The organism is Marinobacter sp. UBA2498 (assembly GCF_002341575.1).
Taxonomy (GTDB): Bacteria; Pseudomonadota; Gammaproteobacteria; order Pseudomonadales; family Oleiphilaceae; genus Marinobacter; species Marinobacter manganoxydans.
Genome location: NZ_DDOI01000154.1, coordinates 1,156 through 14,084 on the forward strand (window position 1 = coordinate 1,156; position 12,929 = coordinate 14,084).

Genomic DNA, 12,929 nt, shown 5'->3' on the forward strand with positions numbered 1-12,929 from the left:
GGGAAGCGCAGTTCGGCGATTTTGCCAACGGTGCCCAGGTTGTAATCGACCAGTTCCTGACCAGTGGTGAGCACAAGTGGGGACGCCTTTGTGGTCTGACCCTTCTGCTGCCCCATGGTTACGAAGGGCAGGGGCCAGAGCACAGCTCGGCGCGCCTTGAGCGTTTCCTGCAACTGAGTGCAGAGCATAATATCCAGGTTTGCGTGCCGACCACGCCTTCCCAGGTATTCCATATGCTGCGGCGCCAGGTAAAACGCCCGTTGCGCAAGCCGTTGGTAGCCATTACGCCCAAGAGCCTGCTGCGGCATAAGGAAGCGACGTCTGATCTTGATGATCTGACCAGCGGTACTTTCAAGACGGTGCTGCCCGAGAAAGAACCGTCCGATCCGAAGAAGGTCACCCGTCTGATCCTGTGCTCAGGCAAGGTGTATTTCGATCTGCTTGAAAAGAAGAAGTCGGACGAGCGTGATGACGTGGCCATTGTCCGGATCGAACAGCTGTATCCTTTCCCCGGAGACGATCTTGACGAGCTCTTGAGCGAGTACTCCAAGCTCAAGCACGTTGTCTGGTGTCAGGAAGAGCCGATGAACCAGGGTGCCTGGTACTGCAGCCAGCATCACATGCGTAATGCACTGCACCGCCTGAACCCCAAGCTGTACCTTCAATATGCCGGTCGTGACGCTTCGGCTGCTCCTGCCTGTGGCCATATGTCGGTCCACATTGAAGAGCAGAAGAAACTGGTTAACGACGCGTTTGAAATTTGACGAGCTACCGAACTAAGGATCTGTAATGTCAACTGAGATTAAAGCCCCCGTTTTCCCGGAGTCGGTCGCGGAAGGTACTGTCGCGACCTGGCACAAACAGCCGGGTGAAGCCTGCTCCCGTGACGAGCTGATTGTCGATATCGAGACCGACAAGGTTGTTCTTGAGGTTGTTGCGCCTGCTGACGGCGTGATTGAAGAAATCATCAAGAACGAAGGCGATACCGTTGAAAGTGGTGAGGTAGTCGGCAAGTTCAAGGAAGGCGCCAAGGGCGAATCCAAGCCTGCCGAGGACAAGAAGGAAGAGGCTCCGAAGGAAGAAGCCAAGAGTGAGGCATCTTCCGGCGAAGCCATCCTGAGCCCGGCGGCCCGAAAGCTGGCTGAGGAAAATAACGTCGATCCGAACAGCATCAAGGGTACCGGTAAAGATGGCCGCGTAACCAAGGAAGACGTTCAGAACCACGTAGACAGCGCCAAGTCCTCCGGCGGTGCTGCCGCACCCCAGCCTGCGGCTGGTATGCCGGAAGTCAACGTCAGCCAGGGCGAACGTCCCGAGAAGCGCGTACCGATGACCCGCCTGCGTGCGAGCATCGCCAAGCGTCTGGTTAATGCCCAGCAGAGCGCAGCCATGCTGACCACCTTTAACGAGGTGAACATGGGCCCGATCATGGAGATGCGCAAGCAGTACCAGGACAGCTTTGTGAAGCGTCACGGTATCAAGCTTGGCTTCATGTCGTTCTTTACCAAGGCTGCCACCGAAGCCCTGAAGCGCTTCCCGGCGGTGAACGCGTCCATCGATGGTAACGACATGGTGTATCACGGTTACCAGGACATCGGCGTGGCGGTTTCCACCGATCGCGGCCTGGTGGTTCCTGTTCTGCGTGATTCCGACGCCATGGGTCTGGCCGACATCGAGAAGAAGATCGTCGAGTACGGCACCAAGGCGAAAGAAGGCAAACTGGCCATTGAAGATATGACCGGCGGTACCTTCACAATTACCAACGGCGGTATCTTCGGTTCGCTGATTTCCACACCGATCCTGAACCCTCCGCAGACAGCCATCCTGGGCATGCACAAGATCCAGGAGCGTCCGATGGCCGTGAACGGCAAGGTGGAAATTCAGCCGATGATGTACCTGGCGCTTTCTTACGACCACAGGATGATTGATGGTAAGGAAGCGGTGCAGTTCCTCGTTGCCATCAAGGAAATGCTTGAAGACCCGGCACGTATTCTGCTGGACGTCTGAGCCGACATTTAACGAATCGGAAACGGGATAAAAGTATGTCTGATAAGTACGACGTCATTGTCATTGGTGCAGGCCCCGGGGGCTACGTAGCTGCCATCAAAGCGGCACAACTGGGTCTCAAGACCGCGTGTGTCGAGTCCTGGACTTCAGAAGACGGTAAGGCGCAGGTGCTGGGTGGTACCTGCCTGAACGTTGGTTGCATCCCCTCCAAGGCGCTGCTGGAGATTTCCCACAAGTTTGAGGAATCCAGCCACGATTTCGAGATGCAGGGCATCATCGCGAAGGATGTCAAAATGGACATCGGCAAGATGATGGAGCGCAAGAGCGGCATCGTTAAGCAGCTGACCGGCGGTATCGCAGGGCTGTTCAAGTCCAACGGCGTGACTTCCATCCATGGCCACGGCAAATTGCTGGCCAACCGCAAGGTGGAAGTAACCGACAAGGACGGCAAATCGAAGACCTACGAAGCCGAAAACATCATTCTGGCCACCGGTTCCAAGCCGATCCAGATTCCGCCCGCGCCCTTCGACGGCGAATACATCGTGGATTCCGAGGGTGCCCTCGAGTTCACCGAGGTGCCGAAGCGTCTGGGTGTAATTGGTGCCGGCGTTATCGGCCTGGAACTCGGCAGTGTCTGGGCCCGCCTGGGCGCGGAAGTCACCGTTCTGGAAGCCCAGGACACCTTCCTGCCGGCCGTTGACCAGCAGGTAGCAAAAGATGCCCTGAAACAGTTCCAGAAGCAGGGGCTGAACATCGTCATGGGTGCGCGTATGACTGGCGCGGAAGTAAAGCGCAAGCTGGTGAACGTGAACTACGAGGATTCCAAGGGCAAGCACGAAGCCAAGTTCGACAAGCTGATCGTGGCTGTTGGTCGTCGACCCTACACCGACAACCTGTTGTCGGAAGATTCCGGCGTCCAGATGGATGAGCGCGGCTTCATCTTTGTTGATGACAACTGTAAAACCGAAGCCCCGGGTGTCTGGGCGATTGGTGACGTGGTTCGTGGACCCATGCTGGCCCACAAGGCGTCTGAAGAAGGCATCATGGTTGCGGAGCGTATTGCCGGGCACAAGCCTCAGGTGAACTACGACTGCATCCCGAACGTTGTCTACACCTTCCCGGAAGTTGCCTGGGTTGGCAAAACCGAAGAGCAGATGAAGGCAGAAGGTGAAGAGTACAACGTAGGTACCTTCCCGTTTGCGGCCAACGGTCGTGCAATGGCTGCAAACTCGGCGTCCGGTCTGGTCAAGATCATTGCTGACGCAAAAACTGACCGCATTGTCGGTTTCCATGTAGTTGGTCCCCAGGCCTCTGAAATCGTTGCCCAGGGCGTAATCGCCATGGAATTCGGTTCCAGCGCCGAAGATCTGGCCCTGACCTGTTTTGCACATCCGACTCTGTCCGAGTCCGTGCATGAAGCAGCTCTGGCCGTCGGTGGTGGCGCGATCCACATCGCCAACCGCCGCAAGAAGAAGTAACGCAAACCAGGAATTTTTTAATTCGGGACATTAACTATGAATTTGCATGAATATCAGGGCAAACAGCTTTTCGCTGAATATGGCCTGCCAGTATCCAAGGGCATTGCCTGTGATACTCCGAAGGAAGCTGTAGACGCAGCTGGTGAAATCGGCGGTGATGCATGGGTTGTGAAAGCCCAGGTTCACGCAGGTGGCCGTGGTAAGGCTGGCGGTGTAAAGCTGGTCAAGAGCAAAGAAGAGATCCGTGAGTTTGCCGAGAAGTGGCTGGGCCAGAACCTGGTAACCTACCAGACAGATGAAAACGGCCAGCCGGTGAGCAAGATCCTGGTTGAATCCCTCACCGACATCGACCAGGAGCTTTACCTGGGCGCGGTTGTTGACCGTGGCACTCGCCGCATCGTGTTCATGGCCTCCACCGAAGGTGGTGTTGAGATCGAGAAGGTTGCCGAAGAAACGCCCGAGAAGATCCTGAAAGCCGAAATCGACCCGCTGGTTGGCGCTCAGCCGTACCAGGGCCGCGAGCTCGCGTTCAAACTGGGCCTGGAAGGCAAGCAGATCGGTCAGTTCACCAAGATCTTCGTTGGTCTGGCCAAGCTGTTCGAAGAGTGCGATCTGGCACTGGTAGAAATCAACCCGCTGGTTATTACCCCGGCTGGTGATCTGCACTGCCTGGACGCCAAAGTCGGCGTCGACGGCAACGCACTGTACCGCCAGAAAAAGATCCACGAGATGCACGATCCCTCCCAGGAAGATTCCCGGGAAGCGGAAGCGGCCAAGTGGGAGCTCAACTACGTGGCCCTGGAAGGCAACATCGGCTGCATGGTCAACGGTGCCGGCCTGGCCATGGGTACCATGGACATCATCAAGCTGTCCGGCGGCCAGCCTGCCAACTTCCTGGACGTTGGCGGCGGTGCAACCAAGGAGCGTGTTTCCGAGGCATTCAAGATCATCCTGTCTGACTCGAATGTGAAGGCGGTTCTGGTCAACATCTTCGGTGGTATCGTTCGCTGCGACATGATTGCAGAGGGCATCATCGGTGCCGTGAAGGAAGTCGGCGTCAAGGTTCCTGTTGTGGTTCGCCTTGAAGGCAACAACGCGGAGAAGGGTACTCAGGTACTCGCCGAGAGCGGTCTGAACATCATTGCCGCTACCAGTCTGTCGAATGCGGCAGAGCAAGTTGTTAAAGCCGCAGGGGGTAAATAATGAGCATCCTGATTAACAAAGACACCAAGGTTATCTGTCAGGGCTTTACCGGCGCACAGGGCACCTTCCACTCAGAGCAGGCGATCGCCTACGGCACCAAGATGGTTGGTGGCGTCAGCCCCGGCAAGGGCGGTACCGAGCATCTGGGTCTGCCGGTGTTCAACACCGTGCGTGACGCCGTTGAAGCAACCGGCGCTGAAGCGACCGTTATCTACGTACCTGCGCCGTTCTGTAAGGACGCCATCATCGAAGCGGCGGATGCCGGCATTCAGCTGATCGTATGTATCACTGAAGGTATCCCGACTATCGATATGCTGTACGCCAAAGAATACGTGGATCGCAAAGGCGTTCGCATGATTGGTCCGAACTGCCCGGGTGTTATCACTCCGGACGAGTGCAAGATCGGCATTATGCCTGGCCACATCCACAAGAAGGGCAAGGTTGGCATCGTCTCCCGTTCAGGCACCCTGACTTACGAAGCGGTCAAGCAGACCACTGACTTCGGCTACGGTCAGTCCACCTGTATCGGTATCGGTGGCGACCCGATCCCGGGCTCCAACTTCATCGACATTCTGGCCCTGCTCGAGAAAGATCCCGAGACAGAAGCCATTGTGATGATTGGCGAGATCGGCGGTACCGCCGAGGAAGAAGCTGCGGCCTACATCAAGCAGAACGTCTCCAAGCCGGTGGTTTCCTACATCGCTGGTGTTACTGCGCCTCCGGGCAAGCGCATGGGCCATGCGGGCGCCATCATCTCCGGTGGCAAGGGTACAGCAGACGATAAGTTTGCCGCCCTGGAAGACGCTGGTGTTCGCACCGTACGCAGTCTGGCCGAGATCGGTCAGGCCCTGAAGGAAGTCACTGGCTGGTAAGCTGGCCTTCTTTCAGTAAAAACCCCCGTTTCTGCCCTGCAGAGCGGGGGTTTTTTATTTATAATGCCGGGTCGCCTGAACTATGATGGCGGTTCCAATACCAAATAAGGAGTTCGTGCTTTGAGTTCTGTAGATTCCCAGCAAAGGGTTTTGTCCGGCATGCGTCCGACCGGCAAGCTTCACCTTGGCCACTACCACGGTGTGCTGAAAAACTGGGTTAAACTCCAGCATGAATTCGAATGCTTTTTCTTTGTGGCGGACTGGCACGCGCTCACCACCAACTATGATGACCCCTCCGGCATTGAACAAAGCGTCTGGGATATGGTCATTGATTGGCTGGCGGCCGGTGTGAACCCGGGCTCGTCCACGATGTTTATCCAGTCGCAGGTGCCCGAGCACGCCGAACTGCATCTGCTGCTCTCGATGATCACGCCCCTCGGGTGGCTGGAACGCGTGCCGACGTTCAAGGATCAGCAGGAGAAGCTGCGGGAGAAGGATCTGGCGACCTACGGGTTCCTCGGTTACCCGCTGCTTCAGAGTGCAGATATTCTGGTTTACCGGGCAGGAAAAGTGCCTGTTGGTGCAGATCAGGTTTCCCACGTTGAAATCACCCGGGAAATCGCGCGCCGGTTCAACCACATCTATGGCCGAGAGCCAGGGTTTGAAGAGCAGGCGGAAGGTGCCATCGTGAAGATGGGCAAGAAAAACGCCAAGCTCTATCGCAATCTCAAGAGGCGTTACCAGGAAGAGGGCGACATGGACGCCCTGGAAACGGCCCGTGCTCTGCTGAAAGAGCAACAGAATATCTCCCTGGGCGATCGTGAGCGTCTTTACGGTTACATTGAAGGTGGCGGCAAGGTGATTTTGCCGGAGCCCCAACCGCTGCTGACACCGGAATCCAAGTTGCCGGGGCTGGATGGGCAGAAAATGTCCAAGTCCTACAACAACTATATCGGTCTCCGTGAAGAGCCGGACAGCGTAGCCCAGAAGGTTCGCACCATGCAGACCGACCCCCAGCGGGTCCGCCGAACCGACGCGGGTGAACCCGAGAAGTGCCCGGTGTGGGGAATGCACAAAATCTATTCCGATGCTGACACTCAGGAGTGGGTGCAGACCGGTTGTCGCAGTGCCGGCATCGGTTGCCTGGATTGCAAGAAGCCGTTGATTGACGCGATAGTCGAGGAGCAGCGTCCGCTCCACGAACGCGCGCGGGAGTATGAGGGCAATCCGGATCTGGTTCATTCCATTCTCCAGGAAGGTCGCGAGCACGCCCGCGACGCCGCCCGCGACACCCTGGAGGAAGTCCGGGCCGCCATGGGGCTTCATTACCGTTGAATCCGCAGGAGTCGGTGCCACGAGCATACAGCCAGTGCGCAGACCCGGAGTGAAAGGTTATGACTGAAGAATCCACCGATCAGGCCACGCCCGAAGCCCAGGACGCTGCACCGGAGCAGTCGCCCCTGGCGCGGGTGTCCGGCAAGCCGGTGGTGGATCTTCCCAAGGATTTGTACATTCCGCCGGACGCCCTTGCCGTCTTCCTTGAGGCGTTCGAAGGGCCCCTGGATCTTCTGCTGTATCTCATCCGTCGCCAGAACATGAACATTCTGGACATCGACGTTAGCGAAATTACCCGGCAATACATGGATTACATCGGTGCCGTGGAGGCCATGCGGTTCGAGCTGGCTGCGGAATACCTGGTGATGGCCGCCACATTGGCGGAGATCAAATCGAGGATGCTGTTGCCTCGACAGGAAAGCGACGATGAGGAAGAGGTTGATCCCCGGGCAGAACTGATTCGCCGGCTTCAGCAATACGAACGGTTCAAGCAGGCTGCTGAAGATATTGATGAATTACCGCGCCTGGAACGCGATACCTTTGCCGCCTCCGCCGCGCTGCCGAAGATGCCCTCCAGTCAGCCCCATCCGGATGTAGACTTGCGGGAAATGCTGCTGGCTCTGCAAGGCGTTCTTCAGCGGGCAGACCTGTTTACCAGTCACCATGTTGAACGGGAAAGGCTTTCGACCCGGGAGCGCATGTCCGCAATCCTGTCGGTGCTTCAGGATGATCATTTTGTGACATTCGAAAGCCTGTTTACGATTGAAGAGGGTCGGCTCGGCGTCGTGGTGACCTTCCTGGCCACGCTTGAGCTGGTCAAAGAGCAGCTGATCGAGGTTGTCCAGGCCGAGGTCCTGGGCCCGATTCATGTTCGAGCCAGGGCAGCCAGCTAGGGGCTCCCAACGTTCAAAGCACGGAAATACGGATCAGACACCATGAACGAAGAACACCTGCTGAGAATACAGGCGATTGCTGAAGCGGCCCTGCTGGCTGCGGGCAAACCCTTGTCTCTCGACCAGCTTCGGGACCTGTTCAGTGAAGAGGAACGCCCCGCACGCCAGGTAATGGAACATGTCATGGTACTTCTGGAGGCGGCTTGCGAAGGGCGCGGTTTTGAATTGAAGAGGGTTGCCAGTGGCTACCGTATTCAGGTCCGCGAAGAATTCGCGCCCTGGGTAGGGCGTTTGTTTGAGGAAAAGCCCCAGCGCTATTCCCGGGCGTTGCTTGAAACCCTGGCATTGATCGCCTATCGGCAGCCAATCACCCGGGGTGAAATCGAGGATATTCGGGGTGTCACGGTAAGCAGCAATATCATTCGCACTCTGCTTGAGCGAGAGTGGGTTCGCGTCGTTGGGCATCGGGATGTTCCCGGCCGTCCGGCCATGTATGCGACTACGAAACAGTTTCTGGACTACTTTAACCTCACGGGCCTGGATCAGATGCCGCCCCTGAATGAAGTCCGCGATCTTGAAGAGATCGGCCGGGAAATTGAAAAGAACATGCAGGCGGAGATCGAGTTCGAATCAACGACTGCCGAGAACGACGACGAATCTTCGAGCCAGACACTTCACTGACGCCATTCGGGTGTCAGTCAGATACTAAGGATTGATTTCATGGCGGCAGAACGCCCCAACAAACCAGCCAGACCAGCCAAGGACAACGCGAGCCAGGGTGGGCCAGAGCGTATTCAGAAATTGCTTGCCCGCGCGGGCATCGGTTCGCGCCGGGAAATTGAAGGCTGGATGGAAGCCGGCCGCCTGCTGGTCAACGGGCAACCTGTGGCGCCCGGGCAAAAAGCGACTGTTGAGGATCGCTTCGAACTCGACGGCAAGCGACTGGAAGTGTCCGGTGCGGCGGAAGTGATGCGCCGGGTACTGATCTATAACAAACCTGAGGGTGAGGTTACCACTCGAAAGGATCCTGAGGGGCGGCCGACGGTGTTTGATCGTTTGCCACGTCTCAAGGAGCACCGGTGGATTTCCATCGGACGGCTGGATATCAATACCACGGGTCTGGTGCTCTTCACCACAGACGGCGAGTTGGCGAATCGCCTGATGCACCCGTCCAACCAGATTGATCGGGAATACGCGGTACGGATCTTCGGGGAAGTGGACGATGCGATGATCGAGCGCCTGCTTCAGGGCGTTCTCCTGGAAGATGGCATGGCCAAGTTCACCGATATCTCTCCGGCCGGCGGTAGCGGTATAAATCGCTGGTTCCACGTGACCTTGCTGGAAGGGCGCAATCGGGAAGTTCGTCGTCTTTGGGAATCCCAGGGTGTTCGCGTCAGTCGGCTGAAGCGCGTGCGCTACGGGCCGATCTTCCTGCCGAGCAGGCTGACTGTAGGAAAATGGGAAGAGCTGGATCAGCGGGCAGTAGACACCCTGAGTCGCACGGTTGGTCTCGAAGCGGTTGAAATTCCGCAGAAAACACCAAATGAGAAAGCGGCCCACGACCGTCAGAGGCGGAAAAGCCCTGGCCGGTCCGGTAAGAAAACACCCGGTAACAAATGGGCTGTCAGCGACACCAAACCTGCCAAACCAGCCGGGCGTGCTCCCCGGCCAGAGAGAGCCCGAAGCAAGACCCCCCGGGGCTGATCGTTACGAAATGGTGGCAAACACCCGGGTGCAGTTACGGCCCTGGTGTTTGGCCCGATAGAGTGCCTCGTCCGCCCTTGCCAGCCAGGCCTGGGGCGCCTCCTTGGGCAGGAAGGTGGCAACGCCACAACTCGTTGTGACCTTCAGTTCCTTCTCTCCGCCATCAACCCGGATAGCGGCGATCGCTTCGCGAACGCGCTCTGCTACATCCCTGGCATCCTGCTCCGAGGTATGCGGGAGCAGGATAGCAAACTCCTCGCCGCCAAAGCGGTAGACTGAATCCGAGGTTCGGATCGACTTCTCGATCTCGCACGCGGCCAATTGCAGAAGATGGTCGCCAACCACATGGCCGTGAGTGTCGTTCACCGTCTTGAAGTGGTCCAGATCGCAGAGGACGAGCGAGTAGGGCTCGCCATGGCGCTCTGATAACAGGCTGGAGCGTTGCAGAGCGTCGTCCAGGGCGCGTTTGTTGGGTATGCCGGTCAGGGAATCTGTCAGAGATGCCTGCTCAATGGCCACGTACTGGCAGGCGTTGCGAATCGGGCAGATCGCCGCACTCAGAACCATCTCGACGCCTTCCAACTCCTGTTCCGAGAACCTCTGCCGACGTTGCAGTACCAGGGTCCCATAATTGACACCTTCAAGGCTCAGCCGGTACTCGCAGCGGTGTGGCCCCCCCATGCCTGTGGCATAGACGAAATCCTGTTTCCCGATCCGGTGCCGGTAGTTGAGCGCACTGAATGGAACAATAGCGACCAGCTCTTCGGCCAGGATCGCCAGCTGCTGTTCCAGCGACAGGGTGGTGGACAGCCGGCGCGTCAGCCTGGTGAGTACATCCGGCGTATTGTTCCAGTCCTGGTGTGCCTGACGCAGCGCGGCCAGTTTCTGGGGCTGGGAAGGAGACTGATGGATCGACGGTATGTTTTTCACTACGGTTCACTCTGTCGCAGAAGTTTACAGTGCTTTGCGTGTGCAAAGCAGAAACCGTGCCCAGTCATAAAAAGCTAACAAAAACAGCGAGTAACGAGGCTAACATCACTTGGTTTCTGATTTTTCGGCTGTCGTTCCCGATTTGCCGTCAAAAAACCGGCAGTGATTTGCCGCGATGTTCCTGAGCTATGCAAAATGTCAGACAAGGGGTGGGGCTATAGATTCCCTGTGGTAAACTTCTGCGTTTGAAATCGTGCCGTCTTCAGGAATGAGTGACCAACTTTATGAGGTTTCAGGCCCCGGAAAGTCTGTCTGAACAAATTGCCCAGCATCTGGGGCAACGAATCATCACGCGAGATCTCAAGCCCGGCGAACGCATTCAGGAATTGAAGGTGTCGGGAGAACTGAATGTCAGCCGTGGCTCCGTTCGGGAAGCACTGCTCATTCTGGAACGCCGTCATCTGATCGAGATTTTCCCCCGGCGGGGTGCGGTGGTGTCCAGCCTGACGCCAGAAAGCGTCAACAGCCTCTACGACATCTATATCGACCTCCTCTGCATGCTTGGGCGCAAGGTACTTGAGCGCTGGTCTGGCAGGGAGCTCGGCGGTGTCATGGGCCAGGTCCGTGAATTACAGGCAGTCATTGATGCCCTTAACGCCACCAGTGCCGACGCCGCCGAGCAGGTTATTGATGCGGGTTTCGGGGTTATGCGTTACGCCTACGGCCTGGTCGAAAACCCGTTTCTGGAAGAAACCCTCGAGAATTTCAGACCGGCCATCAGCCGCACCTATTTTGTGGCGCTGGAACACTTCCGGGAAGAAATCGGTGAAACTGCTACCTTCTTTCGGCAACTGGCGGATGCCGCCGTCAACGACGACACTGATCGGCTGCAAGCCGTTATCCAGGCCTTTGGGGAGCACCAGCGGCAGCAGGTGTTGACGATCCTCCGGCAGGAAGCGAGCGCCTGATATGCGTCTGAAGTCCATCAAACTGTCCGGCTTCAAATCGTTCGTAGATCCCACCACGGTTCCGTTCCCCTCCAACATGACGGCCGTGGTCGGCCCCAATGGGTGCGGCAAGTCCAACATCATCGATGCGGTGCGTTGGGTCATGGGCGAGAGCTCCGCCAAGTACCTGCGCGGCGAATCCATGACAGACGTTATTTTCAACGGGTCCAGTGCAAGAAAGCCCGTGGGGCAGGCCTCCATCGAACTGGTGTTTGATAACAGCGATGGGTCCGCTCCCGGTGAATTCGTGAAATTCAACGAAATCTCCGTTCGCCGCCGCGTTTCCCGGGCAGGGCAGTCCGAGTATTTCCTGAATGGCTCCAAGTGCCGGCGTCGCGACATTACTGACCTGTTCCTCGGCACCGGTCTCGGCCCGCGGAGCTATGCCATCATCGAACAGGGCATGATTTCCCGGCTGATTGAGGCCAAACCGGAAGAGCTTCGGATCTATATTGAAGAGGCGGCCGGCATTTCAAAATACAAGGAGCGGCGCCGGGAAACGGAGAACCGTATCCGCCGGACCCAGGAAAACCTGGAGCGTCTGACCGATTTGAGAGAAGAGCTGGGCCGCCAACTGCAACACCTGGAGCGTCAGGCAGCCGCAGCCGAGAAGTACAAGGCCTACAAGCAGGAAGAGCGCCAGAAAAAAGCCGAACTGACGGTGCTTCGCTGGCAATCCCTCGACAATGACTTGCAAGCCTGGCGAGGCAAGATCCGGGATACCGAGCTCGAGCTTGAGAAATACCTCACCGAGCGGGTCAGCCTGGAGACCTCCCTGGAATCCCTGCGCGACAATCACCAGGAACGGACCGAGCATTTCAACCGGGCACAGGCACGCTATTACGAAGCCGGGGCCGATATCGCCCGTATTGAGCAGAGCCTCGAACACCAGCGTGAACGCAGCCGGCAAATGGCGGCTGAGCTGGACCAGGCCATGGCGAACCAGAGAGAACTGGCCCGCGAGCTGGAGCAGGATGAGGACAAGCTTGCGGGAATCCAGGAAGAACTCGACATGATGGAGCCGGAGCAGGAAGCGCTGGCAATTCGCTCCGAGGAGTCTGGTGAGAAGTTGCAGCAGGCCGAAGACGCAATGAGTGACTGGCAGCACCAGTGGGAAGACTTCAGTGCCCGTTCATCGGACGCGCGGCGCCAGGCAGAGCTGGCCCAGTCCAGAATCCGCTCGCTTGAGGATGCCATTGAGCAACTGCTGGCCCGCCAACGCAAGCTTCAGGACGAACAGGAATTGCTGGAAGGTCAGATGGACCGCGCCGAGCTCGAAGAGCTGCTGGAACAGCAGGAAACGCTGGAGCTGAAGCGCGAAGAGGCGGCCGAACGGATTGCTTCAGTTCAGGACGAGCTCTACGAAGCCCGGCAGCAACAGCGTGATGCCGAGCAGGCGCTCTCTGAAGAACGCCAACGGGTGCAGAGCCTTCGTGCGTCCCTGGAGTCCCAGCAATCCCTTCTGGATGAGCAGATGGGGGCCGGGGATGATGTTCTGCA

11 protein-coding genes and 1 pseudogene are annotated in these 12,929 nt (G+C 57.6%); 11 read left to right on the forward strand and 1 reads right to left on the reverse strand.

The genetic code is table 11. From position 1 onward, the window contains the following. The 9 genes and pseudogenes from B2W52_RS21215 to rluB form a co-directional block, all read left to right on the forward strand. Positions 1-764, forward strand: a pseudogene (locus B2W52_RS21215) (2-oxoglutarate dehydrogenase E1 component); the annotation flags it as partial. Between the two features lie 25 nt (positions 765-789). Then, positions 790-2,007: a 2-oxoglutarate dehydrogenase complex dihydrolipoyllysine-residue succinyltransferase gene (gene odhB, locus B2W52_RS21220; RefSeq protein WP_273018090.1), complete on the forward strand. Its 1,218-nt coding sequence runs from the start codon at positions 790-792 to the stop codon at positions 2,005-2,007. 35 nt (positions 2,008-2,042) lie between these two features. Further along, entirely contained in the window at positions 2,043-3,485 is a 1,443-nt protein-coding gene (gene lpdA / locus B2W52_RS21225) for a dihydrolipoyl dehydrogenase (protein WP_008174390.1), read from the forward strand. 36 nt (positions 3,486-3,521) lie between these two features. Beyond that, positions 3,522-4,688, forward strand: a complete 1,167-nt coding sequence (gene sucC / locus B2W52_RS21230) for an ADP-forming succinate--CoA ligase subunit beta (RefSeq protein ID WP_008174392.1) — start codon at positions 3,522-3,524, stop codon at positions 4,686-4,688. Next, entirely contained in the window at positions 4,688-5,560 is an 873-nt protein-coding gene (gene sucD, locus B2W52_RS21235) for a succinate--CoA ligase subunit alpha (RefSeq protein ID WP_008174394.1), read from the forward strand. The genes sucC and sucD overlap by 1 nt, the downstream gene beginning before the upstream one ends. A gap of 120 nt (positions 5,561-5,680) precedes the next feature. Then, on the forward strand, positions 5,681-6,895 hold the full coding sequence (locus B2W52_RS21240) for a tryptophan--tRNA ligase (RefSeq protein WP_075267709.1): 1,215 nt from the start codon (positions 5,681-5,683) through the stop codon (positions 6,893-6,895). A gap of 59 nt (positions 6,896-6,954) precedes the next feature. Then, positions 6,955-7,788 (forward strand): segregation and condensation protein A, encoded by an 834-nt coding sequence (locus B2W52_RS21245; RefSeq protein WP_008174399.1) that lies wholly within the window; start codon positions 6,955-6,957, stop codon positions 7,786-7,788. A gap of 42 nt (positions 7,789-7,830) precedes the next feature. After that, positions 7,831-8,469 carry an SMC-Scp complex subunit ScpB gene (scpB, locus tag B2W52_RS21250; RefSeq protein WP_286804031.1) on the forward strand — a complete coding sequence of 213 codons (639 nt, stop codon included), beginning with the start codon at positions 7,831-7,833 and terminating at the stop codon, positions 8,467-8,469. A 39-nt stretch (positions 8,470-8,508) separates the two neighbouring features. Continuing rightward, entirely contained in the window at positions 8,509-9,492 is a 984-nt protein-coding gene (gene rluB / locus B2W52_RS21255) for a 23S rRNA pseudouridine(2605) synthase RluB (protein ID WP_008174404.1), read from the forward strand. Between the two features lie 3 nt (positions 9,493-9,495). Here the strand turns inward: rluB and B2W52_RS21260 are convergent, their stop codons facing one another. Further along, positions 9,496-10,422, reverse strand: a complete 927-nt coding sequence (locus B2W52_RS21260; RefSeq protein WP_008174406.1) for a GGDEF domain-containing protein — start codon at positions 10,420-10,422, stop codon at positions 9,496-9,498. 284 nt (positions 10,423-10,706) lie between these two features. On the opposite strand from B2W52_RS21260, the gene B2W52_RS21265 reads away from it, so the two are divergent. Both B2W52_RS21265 and B2W52_RS21270 read left to right on the forward strand, forming a co-directional pair. After that, positions 10,707-11,390, forward strand: coding sequence for a GntR family transcriptional regulator (locus B2W52_RS21265; RefSeq protein ID WP_092032883.1), 684 nt, complete (start codon positions 10,707-10,709; stop codon positions 11,388-11,390). Between the two features lies 1 nt (position 11,391). Next, the coding region (locus B2W52_RS21270) for a chromosome segregation SMC family protein (RefSeq protein WP_286804032.1) at positions 11,392-12,929 on the forward strand (1,538 nt) is incomplete at its 3' end.

Coding starts and splice junctions, on each gene's coding strand:
- B2W52_RS21245 (WP_008174399.1), top strand. CDS start 6,955: ATGACTGAAGAATCCACCGATCAGGCCACGCCCGAAGCCCAGGACGCT.
- lpdA (WP_008174390.1), top strand. CDS start 2,043: ATGTCTGATAAGTACGACGTCATTGTCATTGGTGCAGGCCCCGGGGGC.
- sucD (WP_008174394.1), top strand. CDS start 4,688: ATGAGCATCCTGATTAACAAAGACACCAAGGTTATCTGTCAGGGCTTT.
- odhB (WP_273018090.1), top strand. CDS start 790: ATGTCAACTGAGATTAAAGCCCCCGTTTTCCCGGAGTCGGTCGCGGAA.
- sucC (WP_008174392.1), top strand. CDS start 3,522: ATGAATTTGCATGAATATCAGGGCAAACAGCTTTTCGCTGAATATGGC.
- scpB (WP_286804031.1), top strand. CDS start 7,831: ATGAACGAAGAACACCTGCTGAGAATACAGGCGATTGCTGAAGCGGCC.
- rluB (WP_008174404.1), top strand. CDS start 8,509: ATGGCGGCAGAACGCCCCAACAAACCAGCCAGACCAGCCAAGGACAAC.
- B2W52_RS21265 (WP_092032883.1), top strand. CDS start 10,707: ATGAGGTTTCAGGCCCCGGAAAGTCTGTCTGAACAAATTGCCCAGCAT.